At 62.7% G+C, this 21,531-nt stretch carries 23 protein-coding genes; 13 read left to right on the forward strand and 10 right to left on the reverse strand.

The genetic code is table 11. From position 1 onward, the window contains the following. From cobT to FHT75_RS26000, 3 genes are all read left to right on the forward strand, one after another. Positions 1-1,902 carry a cobaltochelatase subunit CobT gene (cobT, locus tag FHT75_RS25990; RefSeq protein WP_047615893.1) on the forward strand — a complete coding sequence of 634 codons (1,902 nt, stop codon included), beginning with the start codon at positions 1-3 and terminating at the stop codon, positions 1,900-1,902. Between the two features lie 24 nt (positions 1,903-1,926). Beyond that, positions 1,927-2,964 carry an esterase-like activity of phytase family protein gene (locus FHT75_RS25995; protein WP_028756439.1) on the forward strand — a complete coding sequence of 346 codons (1,038 nt, stop codon included), beginning with the start codon at positions 1,927-1,929 and terminating at the stop codon, positions 2,962-2,964. Positions 2,965-3,100: 136 nt separating this feature from the next. Further along, positions 3,101-3,667, forward strand: coding sequence for an adenylate kinase (locus tag FHT75_RS26000; protein ID WP_183845240.1), 567 nt, complete (start codon positions 3,101-3,103; stop codon positions 3,665-3,667). Positions 3,668-3,680: 13 nt separating this feature from the next. Here FHT75_RS26000 and FHT75_RS26005 read toward each other — a convergent pair whose 3' ends face one another. Beyond that, complete coding sequence (locus FHT75_RS26005; RefSeq protein WP_028756437.1) at positions 3,681-4,316, reverse strand: VUT family protein; 636 nt, start codon at positions 4,314-4,316, stop codon at positions 3,681-3,683. 112 nt (positions 4,317-4,428) lie between these two features. Then, positions 4,429-4,725 carry a 50S ribosomal protein L28 gene (gene rpmB, locus FHT75_RS26010; protein ID WP_028756436.1) on the reverse strand — a complete coding sequence of 99 codons (297 nt, stop codon included), beginning with the start codon at positions 4,723-4,725 and terminating at the stop codon, positions 4,429-4,431. A 241-nt stretch (positions 4,726-4,966) separates the two neighbouring features. On the opposite strand from rpmB, the gene FHT75_RS26015 reads away from it, so the two are divergent. Beyond that, positions 4,967-5,746: a DUF3108 domain-containing protein gene (locus tag FHT75_RS26015; protein ID WP_183845241.1), complete on the forward strand. Its 780-nt coding sequence runs from the start codon at positions 4,967-4,969 to the stop codon at positions 5,744-5,746. 30 nt (positions 5,747-5,776) lie between these two features. Continuing rightward, positions 5,777-6,664, forward strand: coding sequence for a DMT family transporter (locus FHT75_RS26020; RefSeq protein WP_028756434.1), 888 nt, complete (start codon positions 5,777-5,779; stop codon positions 6,662-6,664). Between the two features lie 112 nt (positions 6,665-6,776). Here FHT75_RS26020 and FHT75_RS26025 read toward each other — a convergent pair whose 3' ends face one another. Next, complete coding sequence (locus FHT75_RS26025; RefSeq protein ID WP_028756433.1) at positions 6,777-7,205, reverse strand: cupin domain-containing protein; 429 nt, start codon at positions 7,203-7,205, stop codon at positions 6,777-6,779. After that, positions 7,205-7,975 carry a hydroxyacylglutathione hydrolase gene (gloB, locus tag FHT75_RS26030; protein ID WP_183845242.1) on the reverse strand — a complete coding sequence of 257 codons (771 nt, stop codon included), beginning with the start codon at positions 7,973-7,975 and terminating at the stop codon, positions 7,205-7,207. The genes FHT75_RS26025 and gloB overlap by 1 nt, the downstream gene beginning before the upstream one ends. A 53-nt stretch (positions 7,976-8,028) precedes the next feature. Here gloB and FHT75_RS26035 point away from each other — a divergent pair, with 53 nt between their 5' ends. The 4 genes from FHT75_RS26035 (at position 8,029) to FHT75_RS26050 (ending at position 11,388) form a co-directional block, all read left to right on the forward strand. Beyond that, the gene (locus tag FHT75_RS26035) at positions 8,029-8,805 is read left to right on the forward strand and encodes a class I SAM-dependent methyltransferase (RefSeq protein WP_028756431.1); all 777 of its coding nucleotides are present in this window, start codon (positions 8,029-8,031) and stop codon (positions 8,803-8,805) included. A gap of 135 nt (positions 8,806-8,940) precedes the next feature. Then, positions 8,941-10,038: a histidinol-phosphate transaminase gene (gene hisC / locus FHT75_RS26040; RefSeq protein ID WP_183845243.1), complete on the forward strand. Its 1,098-nt coding sequence runs from the start codon at positions 8,941-8,943 to the stop codon at positions 10,036-10,038. After that, positions 10,035-10,961 (forward strand): prephenate/arogenate dehydrogenase family protein, encoded by a 927-nt coding sequence (locus tag FHT75_RS26045; protein WP_028756429.1) that lies wholly within the window; start codon positions 10,035-10,037, stop codon positions 10,959-10,961. Before hisC ends, FHT75_RS26045 begins: the two co-directional genes overlap by 4 nt. 7 nt (positions 10,962-10,968) lie before the next feature. Continuing rightward, a complete protein-coding gene (locus FHT75_RS26050; RefSeq protein WP_132574239.1) occupies positions 10,969-11,388 on the forward strand; it encodes a GNAT family N-acetyltransferase in 420 nt (139 codons plus the stop codon). Between the two features lie 13 nt (positions 11,389-11,401). Here FHT75_RS26050 and FHT75_RS26055 read toward each other — a convergent pair whose 3' ends face one another. Beyond that, on the reverse strand, positions 11,402-12,418 hold the full coding sequence (locus FHT75_RS26055) for a DUF2125 domain-containing protein (protein WP_028756427.1): 1,017 nt from the start codon (positions 12,416-12,418) through the stop codon (positions 11,402-11,404). A 52-nt stretch (positions 12,419-12,470) separates the two neighbouring features. Here FHT75_RS26055 and FHT75_RS26060 point away from each other — a divergent pair, with 52 nt between their 5' ends. After that, positions 12,471-13,001, forward strand: a complete 531-nt coding sequence (locus FHT75_RS26060) for a gamma-glutamylcyclotransferase (protein WP_047615472.1) — start codon at positions 12,471-12,473, stop codon at positions 12,999-13,001. A 7-nt stretch (positions 13,002-13,008) separates the two neighbouring features. Here FHT75_RS26060 and FHT75_RS26065 read toward each other — a convergent pair whose 3' ends face one another. The 4 genes from FHT75_RS26065 to ftsE form a co-directional block, all read right to left on the reverse strand. Beyond that, positions 13,009-13,806 carry a lysophospholipid acyltransferase family protein gene (locus FHT75_RS26065; RefSeq protein WP_047615877.1) on the reverse strand — a complete coding sequence of 266 codons (798 nt, stop codon included), beginning with the start codon at positions 13,804-13,806 and terminating at the stop codon, positions 13,009-13,011. A gap of 190 nt (positions 13,807-13,996) precedes the next feature. Beyond that, a complete protein-coding gene (locus FHT75_RS26070; RefSeq protein ID WP_028756424.1) occupies positions 13,997-14,713 on the reverse strand; it encodes a YdcF family protein in 717 nt (238 codons plus the stop codon). 67 nt (positions 14,714-14,780) lie between these two features. After that, positions 14,781-15,794 (reverse strand): cell division protein FtsX, encoded by a 1,014-nt coding sequence (locus tag FHT75_RS26075; protein WP_028756423.1) that lies wholly within the window; start codon positions 15,792-15,794, stop codon positions 14,781-14,783. Beyond that, positions 15,787-16,446, reverse strand: coding sequence for a cell division ATP-binding protein FtsE (ftsE, locus tag FHT75_RS26080; RefSeq protein ID WP_003567051.1), 660 nt, complete (start codon positions 16,444-16,446; stop codon positions 15,787-15,789). The genes FHT75_RS26075 and ftsE overlap by 8 nt, the downstream gene beginning before the upstream one ends. A 206-nt stretch (positions 16,447-16,652) precedes the next feature. On the opposite strand from ftsE, the gene FHT75_RS26085 reads away from it, so the two are divergent. From FHT75_RS26085 to FHT75_RS26095, 3 genes are all read left to right on the forward strand, one after another. Then, positions 16,653-17,306 (forward strand): membrane protein, encoded by a 654-nt coding sequence (locus tag FHT75_RS26085; protein WP_047616119.1) that lies wholly within the window; start codon positions 16,653-16,655, stop codon positions 17,304-17,306. 134 nt (positions 17,307-17,440) lie between these two features. Continuing rightward, entirely contained in the window at positions 17,441-17,983 is a 543-nt protein-coding gene (hpt, locus tag FHT75_RS26090) for a hypoxanthine phosphoribosyltransferase (RefSeq protein WP_028756421.1), read from the forward strand. Positions 17,984-18,368: 385 nt separating this feature from the next. Then, positions 18,369-18,728: a response regulator gene (locus FHT75_RS26095; protein ID WP_018495840.1), complete on the forward strand. Its 360-nt coding sequence runs from the start codon at positions 18,369-18,371 to the stop codon at positions 18,726-18,728. 127 nt (positions 18,729-18,855) lie between these two features. Here the strand turns inward: FHT75_RS26095 and FHT75_RS26100 are convergent, their stop codons facing one another. Then, a complete protein-coding gene (locus FHT75_RS26100; RefSeq protein ID WP_183845244.1) occupies positions 18,856-21,525 on the reverse strand; it encodes a TIGR02302 family protein in 2,670 nt (889 codons plus the stop codon). Positions 21,526-21,531 lie beyond the last annotated feature (6 nt).

Genomic DNA, 21,531 nt, shown 5'->3' on the forward strand with positions numbered 1-21,531 from the left:
ATGGCAGCTCGCGGTGACAATTCGAAAGCAAAACCCGGCGCGCCTGTCGACGTCGAGCCATTGCGCCGGGCGATAACCGGCTGCGTGCGCTCGATCGCCGGCGACGGCGATGTCGAGGTGACCTTCGCCAACGAACGGCCGGGGATGACCGGCGAGCGAATCCGGCTGCCGGAGCTTTCCAAGCGGCCGACGGCGCATGAGCTGGCGGTCACCCGCGGGCTCGGCGATTCCATGGCGCTGCGCCTCGCCTGCCATGACGAGAAGGTGCATGCGACGATGGCGCCGCAGGGCTCGGACGCCCGGGCGATCTTCGATGCGGTCGAGCAGGCGCGCGTCGAATCGATCGGCGCGCTGCGCATGGAGGGCGTGGCGTCGAACCTACGCTCGATGACCGAGGAGAAATATTCCAAGGCGAATTTTACCGGCATCGAGCGTCAGGAAGACGCACCGGTCGGCGAAGCCGTGGCGATGATGGTGCGCGAGAAGCTGACCGGCCAGCGCCCGCCGGCCTCTGCCGGCAAGGTGCTCGATCTCTGGCGCGGCTTCATCGAGGACAAGGCAGGGACCGAGCTCGACAACCTGTCGAACTCGATCAACGACCAGCAGGCCTTCGCCAAGGTCATCCGCAACATGCTGTCGGCCATGGAAATGGCCGAGGAGTATGGCGACGACGACAGCGAAGCCGACAATGACGACCAGTCGGAGCAGGAAGACCAGCCGAACGGCGACGAGCAGGATCAGGACGAGGTCGACGAGGATGCCGGCACCGATGCCGCCCCCGTCGAGGACAGCGAAGTCGCCGACGAGCAGATGGAGGACGGCGAGACCGAAGGCGCCGAGATTTCCGACGACGACATGATGGAAGAGGGCGAGGACGATTCGGAAACGCCGGGCGAAACCCGCCGTCCGAACACGCCTTTTGCCGATTTCAACGAGAAGGTCGATTATCACGTCTATACCGAAGAGTTCGACGAGATCATCACCGCCGAGGAGCTCTGCGATGCCGCCGAGCTGGAGCGCCTGCGCGCTTTCCTCGACAAGCAACTGGCGCATCTGCAGGGCGCGGTCGGGCGGCTTGCCAACCGGCTGCAGCGCCGGCTGATGGCGCAGCAGAACCGTTCCTGGGATTTCGATCTGGAAGAGGGCTATCTCGATCCGGCCCGGCTGCAGCGCATCATCATCGACCCGATGCAAGCGCTTTCCTTCAAGATGGAGCGCGACACGCAGTTCCGCGACACCGTCGTCACCCTGCTCATCGACAATTCAGGCTCGATGCGCGGCCGGCCGATCACGGTTGCCGCCACTTGCGCCGATATTCTTGCCCGCACGCTGGAGCGCTGCGGCGTCAAGGTCGAGATCCTGGGCTTTACGACGAAGGCCTGGAAGGGCGGGCAGGCGCGTGAAAGCTGGCTTGCCGGCGGCAAGCCGCAGACGCCGGGCCGCCTCAACGACCTGCGCCACATCATCTACAAGTCGGCCGACGCGCCGTGGCGGCGCGCCCGCGCCAATCTCGGGCTGATGATGCGCGAGGGTCTGCTCAAGGAAAATATCGACGGCGAGGCGCTGATCTGGGCACACAATCGCCTGCTCGCACGCCGCGAGCAGCGCCGCATCCTGATGATGATCTCGGACGGGGCGCCGGTGGACGATTCGACGCTGTCGGTCAATCCGGGCAATTATCTGGAGCGGCACCTGCGCGCCGTCATCGAACGGATCGAGACGCGCTCGCCTGTGGAATTGCTGGCGATCGGCATCGGTCACGACGTGACGCGCTACTATCGCCGCGCCGTGACGATCGTCGATGCGGACGAGCTTGCCGGTGCAATGACCGAGCAGCTTGCCTCGCTATTCGAAGATCAATCCGTCCAGCCGCGTGGCGGCCGGCTGCGCCGTGCCGGCTGATGTCGCTCAAAGGAAATACCCGGCATGACGATCAAGCGTCTCTGCGGTGCGGCGTCGATTGCCCTCTGTATCGCCACAGGCGCCTTCCCGTCCTGGGCTGCTGACGAGGTGCCGGTCATTAGCCGGCAAATATCGGACTTCAGGATCGGCTCTTCAGAGACGAAATTCGGATCGATGGAATTTCTCGGCGGGCTGGAGATGGTGTCCAGCCGAGCGCTGTTCGGTTCGCTCTCCTCCATCCGTTTCCGGCCGGACCAAAAACATTTCGTCGTCGTGCTCGATACCGGCCAATGGCTGACCGGCAGCATCGAGCGCGACGTCAAGGGCAGGCTTTCCGGCCTTTTGGATGTCGAGATCACGCCGATGAAGAACAGCGCCGGGCTGAGCTTCGAGGGCAAGGGATATATGGATGCCGAGGGCCTGGCGCTGGACGGTGACCGGATTCTGGTCTCCTTCGAGCAGCGCCATCGCGTCGATGTCTATCCCGACCCCGGCTTCGCCGATTCGAGCGCGATCGCCACTTTGCCGATCCTTATCCCGCGGAAGATGTTGAGCGACAATCGCGGCATCGAGACCATCACGGTGGCGCCGGCATCGAGCCCGCTGAAGGGCGGCGTGGTCATCGTCTCCGAGCGCGGTCTCGACAGCGACGGCAACCGGCTGGCGGCCATTCTCAGCGGGCCGCTGAAAGGGCGTTTCTCGGTCGAGCGGGATGGCAGCTTCGACGTCACCGACGGCGCCTTCCTGCCGAACGGCGACCTGCTGCTGCTGGAACGCCGCTTCAACATGGCCGAAGGCATCGGCATGCGCCTTCGGCGCATCAAGGGCGCCGATATCAAGCCCGGCGCCGTCGTCAGCGGCGACTTGCTGCTGGAAGGCAATTTCAACTCGCAGATCGACAATATGGAAGGGCTCGATGCCTTTCAGGCGGCCGACGGCACGACCCATATCATCCTGGTGTCGGACGACAATCATTCGATCCTGCAGCGCAACCTGATGCTGGAATTCCGGCTTTCGGAAGAAGCCGCGTGGGTAGCGCCGAGTTCCCAGAAGCGGAATTGATCCTAGCCACCGGCCCGAAATCGGAATCGATTTTCGGAAAGCGCGATGCGAGGATTGAAAATGCTAGAGCGTCAGACTGATGTCATATGCCTCGGCTATCCCGCGCAATCGGGAATCCGTCTTCGGAGGGAGATTCATGGTGCATATTCATGTCATGGGCGCGTCCGGTTCCGGTACGACATCGCTCGGCCGTGCGCTTGCCGAAAGGCTCGATATCGCCCATCTCGACACCGACGATTTCTTCTGGATGCCGACCGATCCGCCGTTCACGACGCCGAGGAATGCCGACGAGTGTAGCCGGCTGCTCCTTGATGAAACCGCACGGCATGACGGCTGGGTTCTCTCCGGATCGGCGCTGAAATGGGGCGGGCCACTGGAGCCGCTTTACGAGCTGATCGTATTTCTCAGGATCGAGCCGGAACTGCGGATAGCGCGAATCCATGCGCGGGAGATTGCCCGGTATGGAAACAGGATCGGGCCCGGTGGCGACATGGAAGTTAAAAGCGGGGAATTCCTGCAGTGGGCGGCGAGTTACGACACAGCCGGTCCGGAACGCCGCAGTCTTGCAGCGCATGAGCAATGGCTGGAAACGCAGACAGCGCCGGTGTTGCGGCTCGATTCGTCACGAGATATCGACGATCTGGTTGCAGAGGCTCTGCTGCATCCGGCGATCGCCGCCGGTGCGGTCCGGCGGCGGCGTTGACACGGTCGTCGGTTTAGCTGGCGCGGGCGGCCTGCATCGGCCGCAGCACGTTCATCAGCGCGCCATAGGGCAGCAGCATGACGAGGCCGACGATCATCTTCACGGCGAAATCGCCGATCGCCCAGGAAATCCAGCGTGGAGCCTCCGTGGCGAAGACGCCCAGGACGGGAGCTGCTTCCAGCGCGAAAGGATCGTTCGGGCCGAGGAGGACGAAGAACGCGGCGAAGGACAGCGAGAAGAACATCACCGTATCGAGCGCCGAGCCGATCAGCGAGCCGACCAGCGGCGCGCGCCACCAGGCCTGGCGGCGAAGGCGGTTGAAGACGGCGATATCGAGCAACTGGCCGGCGAGATAGGCCGAGCCGGAGGCGATGGCGATGCGCGGAACCGAGGTGAAGAAGGAGAGTGTCACGCCAACGACGAAGCCGGCAAAGACGACCTTGCGGGCGGCCTGTGGGCCGAACTGGCGGTTGGTCAGATCGGTGATCAGGAAGGCGATCGGATAGGAGAAGGCGCCCCAGGTCAGGATGTCGGCAAGGTTGATGCCGGCGACTTCGGCGTTCAGCGGAAACTGGACGAGGAAGTTGGAGGCGACGACGACGAGCGTCATCAGCGCGACATAGGCGATGGTATAGCGGGTCTTCAGCATTTTTTTATCCTGGGTGATGCCACCAGTTGGAGGAGTAAACCGACAAAGCAAAAGGCTTGTCCGGTATTATCCGTTCAAGCCTTTTGAAGCCGTATGAAAGAAAGGCAGAAGCTTACGCAGCAGCGGCTTCGGCGGTCTTCTTGACGATCTGACGGCGCAGCAGGCGCGCGCGCATCGAGAGTTCGTTTTCGCCGGCCTTCAGCAGGAAGGCATCGAGGCCGCCACGATGCTCGACGGAGCGAAGAGCAGCAGCCGAAACGCGAAGACGATAACGCTGGTTGAGAGCGTCGGATATCAGCGTGACCTGGCACAGGTTCGGCAGGAACCGGCGCTTGGTCTTGTTGTTGGCATGGCTGACATTGTTACCAGTCAGGACGGCCTTGCCGGTCAATTCGCACACGCGGGACATGGAACACCTATTCTTGTTTTTGTCGGGCCATCGAATTGACATTCCCGGCAAAACCAGGCGCGCAATCCAACAGGCATGATTGGAAAGTTGCGGTTCTATAGTCAGACAGGCTGCTTGCGTCAAGCCAAACCTTGGCCTTTCCCGCAATTCTGTCAAAAAGCTGCTGTTTTCTTCCCTTCACGGCAGGAGTATAGAGCGCTTAACAAGGGCTGCCAGCGCGCGCCAAGACAAGGCTTGATTCATGGCTCATTCGGGCAGACGGATTTTCATTTCGGCCATCGCCGCGCTGCTTGCCATACCGGCATCGGCGGCCGAAATCCAACATCGGACGGAATACCGGGTGACGCTCGCCGGCTTGCCGATCGCGCGCGCCGCCTTCCTGACGCAGATCGAGGACGATCACAGCTACAAGATCGCCGGCAGCATCAATTCCGCCGGCCTTGCCGATCTCGTCACGACGATTTCGGCCAAGACCAGCGTGAGCGGTGTCGTGCGCAATGATAGATTGCAGGCGCAGAAATATTCGCTCTACTACAAGAGCGGCAAGAAGGCCCGCGTCTACGAGGTCAGTTACCGCGACGGCAACATCGTCTCGGCGACGACAACACCGGCGCCGAAGCGTCCGAAGAACTGGATCGATGTCACACCACGCGACATGCGATCGGTGCTCGATCCGATCTCCGGCCTGGTCTTCACCGGCGATACCAAGGTCTGCTCGCAGACGCTGCCGATCTTCGACGGCGAGACGCGCATGGATCTGGTGCTTTCGCAGAAGGGCGACGAGGATTTTTCGACCAACGGCTTCAAGGGCAAGGCGGTTGTCTGCGGCGTGCGCTTCGTGCCGCGCTCCGGCTACAAGAAGGGCCGCAAGGACATCGACTATCTCAGCAAGAGCAACCGCATGGAAATCTGGTTTGCCAAGTCGGACGCGGCAAATGTATACGCTCCCGTCTATGTGCGTATTCCAACCGAATATGGAATGGTGACGATCACTGCCGTCAAATACGGCAGCGACAGCTGACGGAGCTTCAGTCTCCGTGAAGGGGGACGGGTGAGGCTTCGCGCGACGTTGATCGGTTTTACGGCCATCCTGATGTGGTCGTTCCTGGCGTTGTTCACGGCCGCCTCCGGCAAGATGCCGCCGTTCCAGCTTGCGGCCATCTGCTTTGCGATCGGCAGCATCCCTGGCCTCGTGGTGCTTGTCCTCAACCCCGCGCGGCTGGCGCTGCTGAAGCAGCCGGCCAAGGTCTGGATAACGGGTATTGCAGGGCTGTTCGGTTATCATTTCCTCTATTTCACCGCGCTCCGCAACGCGCCGGCGGTGGAGGCGGGGCTGGTCGCCTATCTCTGGCCGCTGTTGATCGTCGTCGGTTCGGCGCTGCTGCCGGGCGAACGGCTGCGCTGGTATCATCTGGCGGGTGCGCTTGCCGGGCTTTGCGGCACCTTCCTGATCGTCGGCCGCAACGGCATCGATTTCGACGGCGCCTATGCCGTCGGCTACGGGGCCGCCTTTCTCTGCGCCTTCACATGGTCCGGCTATTCGCTGCTGACGCGGCGTTTCGATGCCGTCTCCACGGATGTCGTCACCGGCTTTTGCCTTGCGACATCCATCCTGTCGTTCTTCTGCCATCTCGGCCTGGAGACGACCGTCTGGCCGGCAACGGGTTTCGAATGGGTCGCCGTCGCCGGGCTCGGGCTCTTTCCGGTCGGTGCTGCCTTCTATGCATGGGATCACGGCGTCAAGAACGGCGACATCCAGATCCTCGGCGCAGCAAGTTATGCCGCGCCTCTGCTTTCGACGTTGATCCTGGTGCTGTTCGGATTTGCCGAGCCAAGCTGGCGCATTGCTCTTGCCTGCCTGCTCGTTACCGGCGGGGCGGTGCTGGCCGCCCAGGACATGTTCCGCCGCAAGGTTCCGGCGCAGTCTGCGGCAGAGTAGGCCTTAAAACAGGATCCAGATTTTACGCCCGGTTGGCCTAAAATCTGAATCCTGTTCTAAATTATATCGTTAGAGCATGATGTCGTTCGAAAACCGCTCACACGTTTCGGCATCATGCTCTAGCGCCGGGCTTCCAATCGGGTGGCGCTATCTCGAAGCTCGAAAATTCGAAGCCGGGCGAGACGGTGCAGCCGACCAGGGTGAAATCGCCGAGGGTTTCGGCCGATTGCCAGCAATTGCCGGGAACGATCGCCTGCGGCCGCTCGCCGGCGGACAGGTTCGTTCCGAGCGTCAGGGTCTCGCTTTCAGTTCCGTCTTCTGAACGATGCAGGAAGAGCGGCGCGCCGGCGTAATAATGCCAGACCTCAACCGCGTCATGGACGCGATGCCAGTGCGAGCGCTGTCCCCTGGTCAGCAGGTAATAGATCGCCGTCGAGTGGCCGCGTTCTCCGCCCGCCGTATCGCGGAACGTCTGCACATACCAGCCACCCTCGGGATGCGGCTGCATGCCGAGTTCGCGGATGATGTCCTGAGGCGACATCAGAAATTGTCCTTGCGCTTGCGGATCTCGGCAAAGACCTCCTCGTTGGTCTTGCCTTCCATGATCAGATTGCGGCGGATCGCCGGATCGGCGGCGCGCAGGAACGGGTTGGTCTCTTTTTCCAGTCCCAGCGTCGTCGGAATGGTGAATTTGTCGTCGGCACGAAGGGCCTCGACCTCGGCGGCGCGGCTCTTCAGGCGCTCGTTGTCCGGATCGACCGTCAGCGCGAAGCGGGCATTGGACAAGGTGTATTCATGGCCGAAATAGACGGCGGTCTCATCGGGCAGCACGGCGAGCTTCTGCAGGGAATGCCACATGTCGGCGGCCGGGCGTTCGAACAGCCGGCCGCAGCCGAGCGCAAACAACGTGTCGGCGGCAAAGAGCAGCTTGTCGTCGACGAAGTGATAGCAGATATGGCCGGCGGTGTGGCCGGGAGTCTCGATGACCTTGACCGTGTGATCGCCGAAAAGGAAGCTGTCGCCATCGGCCATCGTCCGGTCGAGGCCGGGAATGGCGACGGCCTCGTTGATCGGGCCGATGATCTCGCAGCCGAACTGCTCCTTCAGCGCCAGGTTGGCACTAACATGGTCGGTGTGGTGGTGGGTGGTGAAGATATGGCTGATTTTCCAGCCGCGGCGAGTCGCCGCTTCCAGGATCGGCGCCTCCTCCGGCGCATCGATCGCCGCGGTCAAGCCTGTCTCCGGATCGTGCACGAGAACGCCGAAATTGTCGGTGCGGCAGAGAAAAACGTCTAATTCCAAAGGTTTCATCGTTCAATAATCCCTTGTCTCAGGAGTCTCGCGGGAATGTAGAGGTTCCGGCCTTGAAGTCCAACCGCCCGCTGATAACATTTGTCGCAATGCACGCCGATATCGTCGACCTACGCCAGTTCTATCATTCCGAGCTCGGACGTCTTGCCGAGCAGTCGATCGCCATGGCGCTATCCTCGCTCTGGGTGCGGCTGCCGCAGGAGCGTCTGGTCGGTCTCGGCTATGCCGTGCCCTTCCTCGACCGTTTCCAGGCCGATACCGAGCGCACCTTCGCCTTCATGCCGGCCGGGCAGGGCGCGGTGAACTGGCCGATGGGCTCGCTCTCGTCGACGACGCTTGTCTTCGACGAGGAGTTGCCGCTGCCGGATTCCTCGATCGACCGGGTGCTGATGGTGCATTCGCTGGAATTCGCCGAAAGTCCGCGCGAGACGCTGAAGGAGCTCTGGCGGGTGCTGGCGCCAGGCGGACGGCTTGTTATCGTCGTGCCGAACCGGCGCGGCGTCTGGGCGCGCATGGAGCACACACCCTTCGGTTCGGGCCGGCCCTATTCGCGCGGCCAGCTGACGCATCTGCTGCGCGAGACGAATTTCACGCCGGGCGCGACGGCCGAAGCGCTGTTCTTCCCGCCTTCGAAGCTCAGGACCATTCTGCGCCTTCGCCGTGCCTTCGAGCGGATCGGCCGAACGCTGTGGCCGGCTTTCTCGGGCGTCATCATCGTCGAGGCGCAGAAGCGGCTTTATCAGGGGCTGCCGGTTGCAGCGCGGGCTTCCCGCCGCGTCTTCGTGCCGGTTCTCGCACCGCATGGCGTGCCGACCACACGCAACCGCTGACGCCGCTCTCAGCCTTCTCAGGCTGCTTGCGTCACGCCCATACCTCTCGACAACAATCGCATTCCGCTTTAATGCCACTTGGTGTTTTTCAGCCCGGATTTCCGGCAATTCCAAGGTCGACCCATGAGCGTTGAGATGAGCAAGCCCGTTCCGCGTCCCGGTATTCTCGATATCGCAGCCTATGTGCCGGGTAAGGAACATGCGCCGGGCGTTGCCCGCGTCTACAAGCTTTCGTCCAACGAAACGCCGCTCGGCGCCAGCCCGAAGGCAATCGAGGCGTTCAAGGCGGCCGCCGACACTCTGGCGCGTTATCCCGACGGGCAGGCGGTCGAGCTGCGCGAGGCGATCGCCGCCGTGCATGGTCTCAATCCGGCAAACATCCTTTGCGGCAACGGTTCGGACGAATTGCTCGGCCTGCTCTGCCATGTCTATCTCGGCGCCGGCGACGAGGGCATCATCACCGAGCACGGGTTCCTCGTCTACAAGATTCAGATCCTGGGCGCGGGTGCCGTGCCTGTCGTCGTCAGGGAAAAGGACTGTGCCGTCGATGTCGATGCGATCCTTGCCGCGGTGACGGAGAAGACGAAGATCGTCTTCATCGCCAATCCCGGCAATCCCACAGGCACCTATGTTCCCGTCAGCGAGATCCGCCGCCTGCAGGCCGGGCTGCCGAAACATGTCGTCCTCGTGCTCGATGCTGCCTATGCCGAATATGTGCGCCGCAACGATTATGAAGCCGGCATCGAGGTCGTGTCCTCCAATGCCAACGTGGTGATGACCCGCACCTTCTCGAAGGCCTATGGTCTTGCGGCGCTGCGTGTCGGCTGGATGTATGCGCCCGCCGAGATCGTCGACGCGCTGAACCGCGTGCGCGGGCCGTTCAATTTGAACGCGCCGGCAATCGCCGCCGGCGCTGCGGCCATCCGCGACCAAGCCTTCGTCCAGCAGGCCGTCTCCTTCAATCAGATGTGGGTGGAGACGCTCACCCGGGCGCTCGAAGCGATCGGGCTGAAGGTGACGCCGTCGGTCGCCAATTTCGTCCTCATCCATTTCCCCGAGATCGACGGCAAGCGCGCCGCCGATGCCGACGAGTTCCTGACGAGCCGCGGCTACATCCTGCGTGCCGTCCGCGGCTATGGCTTCGCCAATGCGTTGCGCATGAGCATCGGTCCCGAAGAGGCCAACCGCGGCGTCATTGCCGCGCTCAGCGAATTTATGGGACATCAGTCATGAGCGTGCAGTTCGATCGGATCGCGCTGATCGGCATCGGCCTGATCGGCTCTTCGCTTGCCTACGATATCAGACGGCTCGGCCTTGCAAGGGAGATCGTCGTCGCCACCCGCAGCGCCGATACGCTGAAGCGTGCGGAAGAACTCGGCCTTGGCGACCGCTACACGACGTCGTCGCAGGATGCCGTCAAGGATGCCGATCTGGTGATCGTCTCGGTGCCGGTCGGCGCTTCGGAAAGCGTGGCGAAGGAGATCGCGGGAAGCCTGAAGCCCGGGGCTGTCGTCACCGATGTCGGCTCCACCAAGGCCTCGGTCATCGCACAGATGCTGCCGCATATGCCTGATAATGTGCATTTCATCCCCGGCCATCCGCTGGCCGGTACCGAAAAATCCGGCCCGGATGCCGGCTTTCCCGGCCTCTTCGAAGGCCGCTGGTGCATCTTCACGCCGGTCGCCGGTACCGACGAGGTGGCGCTGAAGCGGCTGCGCAGCTTCTGGGAAGCGCTGGGCTCGAAGGTCGATGAGATGGATGCCGAGCATCACGACAAGGTGCTCGCCATCGTTTCGCACCTGCCGCATATCATCGCCTATAATATCGTCGGCACTGCCGACGATCTGGAGACGGTGACGGAGTCCGAGGTCATCAAATATTCCGCCTCGGGTTTTCGTGATTTCACCCGCCTTGCCGCCTCCGATCCGACCATGTGGCGCGACGTCTGCCTGCACAATCGCGATGCGATCCTCGAAATGCTGGCGCGTTTCTCGGAGGATCTCGCCTATTTGCAGCGCGCCATCCGCTGGGGCGAGGGCGACAAGATTTTCGAACTCTTCACCCGCACGCGCGCCATCCGCCGCTCGATCGTCCAGGCCGGCCAGGATGTCGACGCGCCTGATTTCGGCCGCCCCCACGCGCTTGATAAGAAGTAGCCCCGCGATGGTGGAAGTGGCGAACGCGAGCCACGCGGATACCGATTGGCTGGTTCGCGAAGATGCCAGTTCCGGTGAAGCATGGGTATCGCGCTGCGTGACGCTCGGCGAATACCTCGTTGCCAAGGAGGGCAGCGAGATCGTCGGCTTTCTGCGCTTCTCCCGCTTCTGGGGCAGGGTTCCCTATATGGAAATGATCCGCGTCCTGCCCGGCCATCGCCGGTCGGGCGTCGGCACCGCGCTGTTTCTCGCCTGGGAAGAGGCGATGCGTGGCGAAGGCGCCCGTCTGCTGATGACGTCGAGCGAATGCGATGAAAGCAGGCCCCAGGACTGGCATCGCCGCAACGGATTTACTGAAACCGGTGCGATCGAGATGCCAGGCCTGCAATCGGTGCCGGAGGTCTTCTTCATCAAGCCGATAGCCTGAAAGGCGAGATAGGTCAGATCGGCGGAATCCGGCCGAGCGGGATGAAGCCGCTGACCGTGGCGTTGCCACGATCGACGACGAGATCGACCGAGACCTTGTCGCTGCCGGCGGCAAGCGCCTTCAAGAGCTTCGTCGCCGTGTTGACGGTCGAGGCGAGGTCGGGAAAGGCCTGCTTCAGGCTGTCGCTCCAGGGACCGAGCTGTTCGATCTCCAGCTTGAATTTTCCCGAAAGGAAGCCCTGCTCGTCGAAGGAGAAGGGGCCGGTGAGCGTCATCACCTTGCCGTCGCCGATGTCGGCGACGATGCGGCGCAGTTCACCGGTGGCGCCATTGAGGCCATTCGGGTCGCTGCCGTCGATCAGTCCGGCCTTGCCGGCGACGGTCAGGTCAATGCTGGCCGACAGTTTCGGGAAGATCTGCGGCCAATCCTTGATCGCCGTGTTCGCATCCTGCACGGAGATCGCGCCGTCGAGATCGGCGCCGTTCTGACGCAGATGGATTTCGGTGCGGGCCGCATCAAAGCTGATGGTCTGGCCGGTGAAAGAGGAGACCGCCATCGCCTTCAGCCCCTCGATGACGGTCGAGCTGCGGTCGATGCCCCTGAGCCTGGTCGCAAGGCTCGATTGCAGGTTCGTCCATTGGGCCGAGATCGAAAGGCCGTTGCCGGTGCGGATCTCGGCCGGCGAATCGAGCTCCCACACGATATTGCCGGGCGCATAGACCTGGGCTGCCGAGCGCAGCGCGCCGAAGGTGGCGGAGACACCGTTGACGTTGTCGTCGACGTCGATCCTGGAGCAGAACAGGCCGATGCGGAAGGGATAACCGCGGAATTCGATATCGGAGCATTCGCCGCTGACGCCAGCCTCTCCGCGCGGCGCGATCGCCTTCAACACCGTGGTCTTCAGCGCCGACGCTGCATAGAACCAGCCGCCGGTATAAAGCGCGATCGCCAGGAGGACGCCTCCACCCAGCAACCAGAATTTCTTGCCGCTGCCGGATTGGCTGCTGCCGGATCGGCTTGACGCTGCCATGATGTTCTCCAATGGTGAATCGCGAATGTGATTCCCGGTCTTGGCGTGCGATATGGACGAATTTTGGGTATTTGGCTACGGTTCACTGATGTGGAATCCGGGCTTCGAGTTCATGGAGCGGGCAGAGGCTCTGGTCTATGGCTACAGGCGTTCACTCTGTGTCCGTTCCTTTGTCCATCGCGGCACACGCGACAATCCTGGCTTGGTTCTCGGCCTCGACAGGGGTGGCGCCTGCCGCGGCATGGCTTTCCGCATTTCCGCGGAAAAATGGGATGAGGTGATCGATTATCTCCGCGCCCGCGAGCTGGTCACCAATGTCTACCTGGAGCGCCGGGTGCGGCTGCAGCTTGCCGGCCGGCGCCGGGTGGAAGCGGTCGCCTACATCATCGACCGCGACCATGAGCAATATGCCGGCGCCCTCGATGCGCGTGCCGCGGCACGGGTGGTGAACGAAGCAAAAGGCCAGTCCGGTCCGAATGATGCCTATGTCTTCAACACGCTGACGCATCTGAAGCAGATGGGCATTCGCGACCATTGGCTGGAGCAGGTCGTCCACGAGGTGGAACGGCTGCGCGCCGCCTGATCTTAATCTAGACGGTCGCGGCGTTCAGTTTGCGCAGCTCCGCCAGCCTCTCGATCGCCGTCGGCGGCAGCGGCAGATGCGGGTTTCGTTCGACGGTTTCGAGCAGAAGCTCGTCGCTTGCCCGCTCCGACACCTCGATCAGCTGGGCGAAAAAGGCGTCCGGGTCCATTCCCGGCATGATCGGCGGCAGGATCCTCACCTTGAAATGGCCGGGATAACGGCGAATGCTGCGCCGCGGCCAGAAGAGACCAGGGTGCATGGCGACCGGAACGACCGGGATGCCGAGATCGCGGTACATGCGGGCAATGCCATATTTGTAGACCGGCTCGGCGCCCGGCGGGCGGCGAGTGCCCTCGGGATAGATGATCAGCTGCCGGCCGGTGGAAAGCTCGTCCTTGGTGCGTTTCAGCACTTCCACCATCACCTTGCCGCGGGCGCCGCGATCGACCGGGATCATGCGCTGTTTCTTCGCATACCAGCCGAAGAGCGGAATCCACATCAGTTCGCGCTTCAGGATATAGACCGGGTCCTTGAGCCAGGGCAGCAGCGCGTAGGTATCCCAGAAGGACTGGTGCTTCGGCGCCAGGATGTAACTGTCACCCGGCAGGTTCTCCAGCCCCTCGATCTCGAAGGTCGTGCCGACGATCACCCGCATCAGCCAGTGGTTGGAGCGGGCCCAGTTCTTCGGGATCGCATAGGCGATCTTGCGCGGCACCACGAAATAATATGGCGAGAGCACGATCATCCGGATGATGAGGTTGGCGTAGAAGATCGTATTGAAGAGAACGGAACGCAGGGCGATCATGAAACTTTCCCGAGGCATGCTCACGCGACCGGCCTACACGATATTGTCCGTCATAAAAAGCGTTTGATGACGCCCTGACGCAAAAGGCTCGTGCATGTCGCCCAAAACTGCGCAGCGGTTTTGGGACAACGACTTGCATAAAACAAGGCTTAAAGCGCGTCGCGCGAATTCGGCTCGACGCGCGGCGCGTCTATTGCGGGCCGGACGCATTTGCCGAGCGCAGCCCGGTGTGACGGCCGAAGCCGGTGATGTTGCGGGCGCCGGTCAGCAGCACTTTCACATATTCGGCAAGCATGACGCGCATCGCATTCGGGTCGGTGAACCAGTTGCGGCTCTTCAAATCCGAATTGACCACGGGATAAGCGATGAAGTCGATGTCGGGATCGACATAGGAGAGCTCCGCGAGGCTTCGCGGCATGTGGTAGTTGTTGGTGACGATCAAAACGCTCCGGTATCCCTTGGCATGGATCCAGTTCGAAGCTTCCTCGGCATTGCCGATCGTGTCGATCGCATCATAGCCGATATCGACGCAGCAGGAGAAGAGATCGGCCGAGCCCTGGGTCATCCTGCGGATCTGCGCCGGCGTCGTCGTCGGGTGAACGCCGGAAATGAGCAAGCGCTTGCCGGCACCCTTCTGCAGCAGTTCCACGGCCTGGTCGATACGCTGGTAGCCACCGGTCAGGACGACGATCGCATCCGCCTTCGGCTCGGCCGGCGGCTTCAGCGTCGTCACGGAATCGGCAAAACGCAGGAAACCGCCGAACACCAGGGCCATTGCCAGCACGCAGGCAAAGCCGCCCCAGCGCAGCAGGCGGCGGATCGGCCCGCGCCGCGGCGGCACACCCGCCGGGCGGTCAAGCTCCGGGTCCTGCTGAGTCGGGTTGGGTGTCGTATGTCCCATGGTCATGAATCGTGATTATACGCTGATTGCGGCGCAGAACAGACGCTTTCGTGGTAAAACGGCATGGTCACGATCAACTTGCGATGCCGTCGGTGCGTGTCGGGTCCGAGCGCAGTGTATCGATTTCGTAGATCGTCCGCATGACGGTCAGGCGAGCGGTGAAGGTGGTCAGGAGCGCGATGACGATCATCGTCGCGAAGATGCCGGCATAACCAAGCACACCGACCGAGAAGGTGCCGAAGAGCGCGGTCGCCTGGTCGGTTTCGGGGGTGGCGAGGGTGCGGCTCTGCCAGAACCCGGCGCTGGCAAAGAACAGCGCGGCAAGCGCGCTGCCGATTGCCGAGCCCTTGAGGCTGATCTTCAGGAAATGCTTCTGGAATTCAGTGGCGACGAAGGAGCTTTCGGCGCCGACGAAATGCAGCACTTCGACGACGTGACGGTTACCCGACAGCGCGCCACGCGTGGCGAAGACGACGGTGAGCACCATCGCCGTGAAGACCAGGAGCAGGATACCGGTGCCGATCATGACAGTTGTGTGGGCCATGGACACCAGCCGGTCGACCCAGGTGCGGTGGTCGTCGAGGGTGGCCTGCGGGATACTGTCCTTCAGCAGCGACCGCATCGAATCGAAATCCGGTGGATTGCTCTCGTCGATGGTGATGATGACGAGGCGAGGGACGGGCAGATCCTTGAGATCGAGGCCGGGGCCGAGCCAGGGCTCGAGCAGGCGGGCGGTCGCCGCCTCGTCGACGATCTGGCCGCTCTTGGTGCCGACGAAAGTCAGCGCCAGGTCGCGCGCCTGGGTCAGCGCCTTTTCCATGTCGAGATTGTCGTCCGGCTTGATCTGGATGGTGATCTCGCGGGAGATCTGGCTCTCCCAGCTTGCCGCCGTCGAGCGCACCATGCTGACGCCGCCGAGCGTCAGGCAGGCGAGAAAGGCCATGATCGATATCACCACCATCAACGCGCTGCCCTGGATGTTGGATGGCGGCAGGATCGGCGCGGTCGGGCGCACGCGCATTTCCGGTCGCTTCTGCTCCGCCTTACCAGGCGCCTTGTCTCGGTTTCCGGATGGGGGCTCAGTCATAGATATCGAGATGCCCCCCCGAGAGGATCATGCGGCGGGCCTCCACCTGCTCCATCAGCGCCAGGTCATGGGTGGCTATAACGACCGCGGTGCCGAGGCGGTTCAGCTCGAGGAAAAGATTGAGCAGGCGCTTGGCCATGGGCGGGTCGACATTGCCGGTGGGTTCGTCGGCAAGCAGCACCTCCGGCCGGTCCATCAGCGCCCGGGCGATGGCGGCGCGCTGCTTCTCGCCGCCGGAGAGCACGGGCGGCAGCACGTTGATGCGTTCGCCAAGACCGACCCATTTCAACAGTTCCAGGACGTCGGTCTTGTAGGAGCTCTCATCCTTGCCGCGCACCCGTAAGGGCAAAGCGACATTCTCATAGGTGGTGAGATGATCGAGGAGGCGGAAATCCTGGAAGACGATGCCGACGCGACGGCGCAACAACGGCAGCTCGGGCCGGGGGATTTCGGAAATGTCGCGCCCGAACATGCGGATCAGGCCGCGTGTCGGCTGCAGCGACATGAAGAGCAGCCGCAGCAGCGAGGTCTTGCCGGCGCCCGATGGCCCCGTCAGAAACTGGAAGGATTTCTTCGGAATGTCGAAGGTCAGGTCCCGGAGGATTTCCGGGCCCATGCCATAGCGCAAACCGACATTCTCGAAGTGGATCAACGGGCAGCTCAGTCTGTTGTGGGTTTCACCGCGTGACTTGTTAACCAACACCGTTAACAGCCGGTAAATTTTGCCGGAAAGACGCCCGTTTGATGGCAATCTTTGCGAAGCATTAACCATTAAAATTTACGACTGAGCGGGATTCGTTTCAATGCCAAGATTTCCCCTGGCATCGAAACCATGTGGACATCTGCGAGGCAGCCACCATGGAAGCATCCTCCTTCAGCCGCCGGACACCGAGCCAGGCCTATGATTTCCTGCCGCCCGAACCCGCCAGCCGCCAGTACCGCTCGGCGCGTGCTGCCGATATCTCCGACGCCGAATTCGTCACCCTCGGCAAAGTGCGGCCTCGGGAATACACTGCCAGGACCCCTAACGACAACCGCAAACGCATGGCTGCGGCACAGGCCGCACAGCCGCCGCTCCTGCCGGCGATGGCCGCTTCCATTCTGCAGACAGTGGAATCCTGGCTGCAGCGCGCGTCGATGCGCAGCTTCGCAGCACTGGTGCTGGGGCTCATCGTGCTCGTCTTCGGGCTCGCGGGCGGTTTTTCCGGCCTTTCCGGCGAGCGAGCCTATTCCGGCGTGCCGCTGCATTTCAGCCATGTCACGGTGACGCCGCGTGATGCGAACGGCATGCGGGTGCTCGTCATCAACGGCATCATCGAAAACGACAGCGGCACGACGCAGACGGTGCAGCCGATCCGTGCCGACCTCGTGACCGACGAGCGGCTGACCGCAAGCGTTGTCATCAACCCGCCGGCCGATGTCATCTATAGCGGCCAAAGCCGGGGCTTCTCGGCGCGCGTCCAGCATGCCGGCGGAAAGATGCCGGAGGTCCGGCTGTCCTTCCTGCCATAGAGCGCGCCGGGCATGGAATGGCCGGTTTTCTTGCCACGGGTCGCGCCAATCCCGTTAATTTCATGGCTGGCGAGGCTGTTTCAGGCTCGCATATGTGCTAACGGCTTACCCTTCTTTTCATGGAGCAAGCCCTTATGCCTGTCGTGCGCGGAAAAAACATCGAGCCGCTTTTCACCGCCGAGCAGATCGCCGAGCGCAATCATTCGATGGCGCGCGAGATCGCCGACGGCCCGACCAAGGACCTGCTGGTCATCGCCGTGCTCAAGGGGTCCTTCATCTTTGCCGCCGACCTGATCCGCGCCCTGCATGACACCGGGCTTGCCCCGGAGGTCGAGTTCATCACGCTGTCGAGTTACGGCATCGGTACGGTTTCGCAGGGCGTGCGCATCGTCAAGGATATCGACAGCGACGTGCATGGCCGCGATGTCCTGCTGATCGACGATATCCTCGAATCCGGCCGGACGTTGCTCTTTGCCAAGGAATTGCTCTTCGAGCGCGGGGCGCGCAACGTCACCATCGCCGTGCTGCTCGACAAGCGCGTGAAGCGCAAGGAAAAGCTGGAGGCCGATTATGTCGGCTTCGAATGCCCTGACTATTTTGTCGTCGGCTATGGCATGGATGTCGCCTATGCCTTTCGCGAACTGCCCTTCGTCGGCGTGGTCACCGGGGACGCCTGAGCGACAGCTAGAGCCTTTCCGAGTTAGATTGCAGCATTCTGTTGGCTCAAGCGGAGTCGGATGGCCGGTCGATCAGCCGGCCCGCTTCAGCCAACCCGAAGGGCCGGGCATCTTTGCGCCAGGATCAGAGGCGATCGGCTCGGACGTACCTTGGGGTATGCCCGTCGCCAATCGCCTCTGCCCTGACAAAAACCTGCTCCGGCAGAATGCTGCAAGCTAACCCGGAAAGGCTCTAAATGTTGCAGCGCTTTTGCGCGCCCCGTGGTGCTATCTTACTGTTCGAGACGGGTTGTTAACCATCTCGTCCATCGCTTCGTCATCTTTACCGATCGAAAAGGAAAGTCTGGTGATTTCCGTCGCGGGGCTGACACGGAGCGATGCACATATGGCAAGAATTCTGATCACGGAAGACGAGGATTCCCTGCGGTCTTTTGTAGCCCGGGCCCTGCGGCTTGATGGCCACGAGACCGATGAGGCGGCCGACGGGGCCGAGGGCCTGGAAAAGCTCAAGGATGGGGTCTACGATCTGCTGCTTTCAGATATCCGCATGCCTGTGATGGACGGTATTGAACTCGCCCATCAGGCGAAAGACGCTTTTCCCAGCCTGAAGATCCTGCTGATGACCGGTTATGCCGAACAGCGCGAACGGGCCGACGATCTTGCCGAAAAGATCATCGATGTCGTCGCCAAACCGTTCGCGCTTCCCGATATCCGCAAGGCGGTCGCCCGGGCGCTCGTCGCGTAGAGGACGATGCTGGAAGGCGTGAGCGGTTTTCGAACGGTATCCCGCTCTATTTGTTGATAGATCCGGATTCAGATTTTAGGCCGGTCCGGCCTAAAATCATCCTATCCAAGATCCGGTGGCGTCAGGCCTACTGGATATCCAGCAGCCGTTCGAGGTACCGCCGTTCCATTTCCTGCGGCGGATTGTTGCCAAGCTTTTCGCGAATTGCGTCGAGGATTTCTCGCGCCCGCTGAACGTCGATTTCGTCGGGCACCTTCACGCTGTTATCGCCGAATTCCGGTCCCTGGGGCCGGCGCGGCCGGCCGAGCGGGTCGCGGCCATTCTGATCGCCCTGGCCCACCTGGCCATTCGGACCCTGACCCTGCTGGCCCTGCTGCGCCTGCATCATCTGGTTCATCATGTCGCGGGCGCCCTGGCGAAGCGCTTCCAGCGCGCGGCCCTGGCCCTCGATGGCCGGCTGGCCGCGGCCCTGGCCGAGTTCACGGCCGGCGCCTTCCATTTCGCGCTGCGCCTGGCCGAAGCCGGGGCCGGGCTTCATGCCCATCTCGCCGAGTCTTTTCTGCAATTCGCCGAGCTGCCTGCCCAGTGCATCCTGGTGGGCGCGCAGCTGCTTCAGCGCCTCGCGTAGCTGTTCGGCCGTCATCTGGTCGGAGGGCTGCTGGCCTTCCTTACCTTGCTGGCCCTGCTGCTGATCCTGCGGCTCGCCGTTGTCTCCGGGGTTCATCTCGTCGAGCAGCGGATCGCTCTCGCCCATGTCAGGCTCGCCGCGCTGCATGCGGTCCCTGAGCTGCTGGTCGAGCCGGAAGGTCTGTTCCATCAGCTTCTGCTGGTCGCGCAGGATCTCGCCGAGCTTGTCGATCTGCTTGCGGGCTTCGCTGTTTTCCTGGCTCTGCTGGCCGCGCTGCGGTCGGCCCGCCTGCAGGTTGTTCATCATCCGCTGCAATTCCGACAGCATCTGCTGGGCAGCGTCACGATTGCCGGAGCGGGCGAGATTCTCGATCTGATCCATCATCCGTTCCAGATCCTGCTGGCGCAGGATGTTCTGCGTATTCTGGTTCGGCTGCATCGGCGCGTTCTGCATGCGTTGGGCGAGCTCACTCATATAGTCCTGCATCGCCTTGCGCAGCTCGTCCATCAGCTTCTTGATCTCGGCATCCGGGGCGTTGCGGTCCAACGCGTCGGCGAGGTTCTGCTGGGCTTCGCGCAGCTTGCGCTCGGCAAGCGAAAGATCGCCGTCCTCCATGCCCAGCGCAATCTCCCAGAGATATTGGGCGGTATCCTTCAGCGCATCCTCGCCCTTTGCGAGCTTCATGCGCGTCAAGGCGGATTCGAGCAGCAGGTAGTTGGTAAGCTTGGGGATGGTCTCCTCGGGACGGATGGTCAGCGCCTCGTTCAGCGCGATCGCCTGCGGCATCTTGCGGGTGTCGAGGGCGAAAACCTGCCGTTCTTCGGCGACGGCGGCGGCGAGCGGCTCGTTAAAGCGCCGCGACGGCATTATCATCTCATGCGGCGGGCTGCGGCCGGTCTGGCCGGCGGCATCCTTGGCGACGAGCGTGATGCGCACGCGTTTGCCGGCAAGCGGATGTTCGCTCAGGTTCCGGCTGGTCACGCCCTTGGCGTCGCGGGCGTTGCGGCGGGGGATATCCAGCCGGTATTCCGGCAGCGGATAGAGCGGCGTCGCCGTCGGATCGGTGTCGACGGGAACGATTTCCGCATGCGCTTCCTGGACGCCGTAATCGTCCTTGACGGTGAAACCGATTTCAAGCGCGCCATTGACGCTGGGCTTCGGCAAGCCGTCGAAGGCGATTTCCGGGGCCTTGTCGGGAAGCACGTCGAAGCTCCAGCGGCGGCCGTTGACTTCGAGTGCGCCATTCTCCTCGAGCTTCATCACATGCGTCTGCGCGACGAGTGCCTGGCTGGCTGGGGCCTGGCTGGCGGGTGCGGCATTCGGCTGCTCGCCGCCTGCTGCCGCCGCTTGCTGCGGCTTGCTATCCGCCTGCACTGATATATCCCGCGCCTCGCCGTTCGCCTTGCGGAACACCACTTTTTCGGCCGTCTTTCCGCCGCTGACGCGGACGGTGAGGCCTGAAAACTGCGGAATGCCGATCGGCGCCTGCTCGCTGCCATCGGCCGTCAGATAGATCGGCGCACGGCCGGTATAAGACGGCGGCGTCACCCAGGCGTCGATGCGCACCGCCGGATCGCTGACCACCTGCTCGGGTGCCGCCTGCAATGCGTCGCTGATCGAGCCGCCGTTGATCGACAGCGAATAACCGAAGGCAGTGACCAGCAGCAGCGCCGGGATGGCGCGCAGGGCGAAACGGTCATGCGCGGCGATATCAGGTCGCGGCAGGCCGGCATCGAGCGCTGCGATCTTTTCGGCCATGCGCGTCTGGTGCTCGCGCCAGAGCGCCCGGGCGAAGGGCGTATCGAAGGCGGGCTCGTCTTCCTGGACGGTGACCGGCTGGTGCGGCAGGCCGTTGCGTTCCTCCAGCAGGCGATCGGCTTCGGCGACCTTCGGCCAGCGCAGGCTGCGGAAGGGGATGAGCGAGGCGAGAAAGGCGGCGGCAAAGGCAATCAGCAGCAGGATGCGCAGCCAGTCCGGCACGCTGCGGAAAACGCCGAACCAGGAGGCGCAGAGATAAAAGGCAACGACCGCCAGGACCGGCATCAAAGGCGGCAGCAACTGCTCGAAAAACAGCACCACGCGCGCCAGCAGACGTTTGGTCGTCACCAGTCGGGCAAGCGAAGGACGGAGCGCAAACGCACCTTTCTTCTGCCTTGAGGGGCTTGTCATCGGTCC

This window comes from Rhizobium sp. BK112, assembly GCF_014193215.1.
Taxonomy (GTDB): domain Bacteria; phylum Pseudomonadota; class Alphaproteobacteria; order Rhizobiales; family Rhizobiaceae; genus Rhizobium; species Rhizobium anhuiense.

Excerpts from the sequence above, each read along its gene's own strand:
- cobT (WP_047615893.1), top strand. The coding sequence starts at position 1 with ATGGCAGCTCGCGGTGACAATTCGAAAGCAAAACCCGGCGCGCCTGTC.
- FHT75_RS25995 (WP_028756439.1), top strand. The coding sequence starts at position 1,927 with ATGACGATCAAGCGTCTCTGCGGTGCGGCGTCGATTGCCCTCTGTATC.
- FHT75_RS26000 (WP_183845240.1), top strand. The coding sequence starts at position 3,101 with ATGGTGCATATTCATGTCATGGGCGCGTCCGGTTCCGGTACGACATCG.
- FHT75_RS26005 (WP_028756437.1), bottom strand. The coding sequence starts at position 4,316 with ATGCTGAAGACCCGCTATACCATCGCCTATGTCGCGCTGATGACGCTC.
- rpmB (WP_028756436.1), bottom strand. The coding sequence starts at position 4,725 with ATGTCCCGCGTGTGCGAATTGACCGGCAAGGCCGTCCTGACTGGTAAC.
- FHT75_RS26015 (WP_183845241.1), top strand. The coding sequence starts at position 4,967 with ATGGCTCATTCGGGCAGACGGATTTTCATTTCGGCCATCGCCGCGCTG.
- FHT75_RS26025 (WP_028756433.1), bottom strand. The coding sequence starts at position 7,205 with ATGTCGCCTCAGGACATCATCCGCGAACTCGGCATGCAGCCGCATCCC.
- gloB (WP_183845242.1), bottom strand. The coding sequence starts at position 7,975 with ATGAAACCTTTGGAATTAGACGTTTTTCTCTGCCGCACCGACAATTTC.
- hisC (WP_183845243.1), top strand. The coding sequence starts at position 8,941 with ATGAGCAAGCCCGTTCCGCGTCCCGGTATTCTCGATATCGCAGCCTAT.
- FHT75_RS26045 (WP_028756429.1), top strand. The coding sequence starts at position 10,035 with ATGAGCGTGCAGTTCGATCGGATCGCGCTGATCGGCATCGGCCTGATC.
- FHT75_RS26050 (WP_132574239.1), top strand. The coding sequence starts at position 10,969 with ATGGTGGAAGTGGCGAACGCGAGCCACGCGGATACCGATTGGCTGGTT.
- FHT75_RS26055 (WP_028756427.1), bottom strand. The coding sequence starts at position 12,418 with ATGGCAGCGTCAAGCCGATCCGGCAGCAGCCAATCCGGCAGCGGCAAG.
- FHT75_RS26060 (WP_047615472.1), top strand. The coding sequence starts at position 12,471 with ATGGACGAATTTTGGGTATTTGGCTACGGTTCACTGATGTGGAATCCG.
- FHT75_RS26065 (WP_047615877.1), bottom strand. The coding sequence starts at position 13,806 with ATGATCGCCCTGCGTTCCGTTCTCTTCAATACGATCTTCTACGCCAAC.
- FHT75_RS26070 (WP_028756424.1), bottom strand. The coding sequence starts at position 14,713 with ATGACCATGGGACATACGACACCCAACCCGACTCAGCAGGACCCGGAG.
- FHT75_RS26075 (WP_028756423.1), bottom strand. The coding sequence starts at position 15,794 with ATGACTGAGCCCCCATCCGGAAACCGAGACAAGGCGCCTGGTAAGGCG.
- FHT75_RS26085 (WP_047616119.1), top strand. The coding sequence starts at position 16,653 with ATGGAAGCATCCTCCTTCAGCCGCCGGACACCGAGCCAGGCCTATGAT.
- hpt (WP_028756421.1), top strand. The coding sequence starts at position 17,441 with ATGCCTGTCGTGCGCGGAAAAAACATCGAGCCGCTTTTCACCGCCGAG.
- FHT75_RS26095 (WP_018495840.1), top strand. The coding sequence starts at position 18,369 with ATGGCAAGAATTCTGATCACGGAAGACGAGGATTCCCTGCGGTCTTTT.
- FHT75_RS26100 (WP_183845244.1), bottom strand. The coding sequence starts at position 21,525 with ATGACAAGCCCCTCAAGGCAGAAGAAAGGTGCGTTTGCGCTCCGTCCT.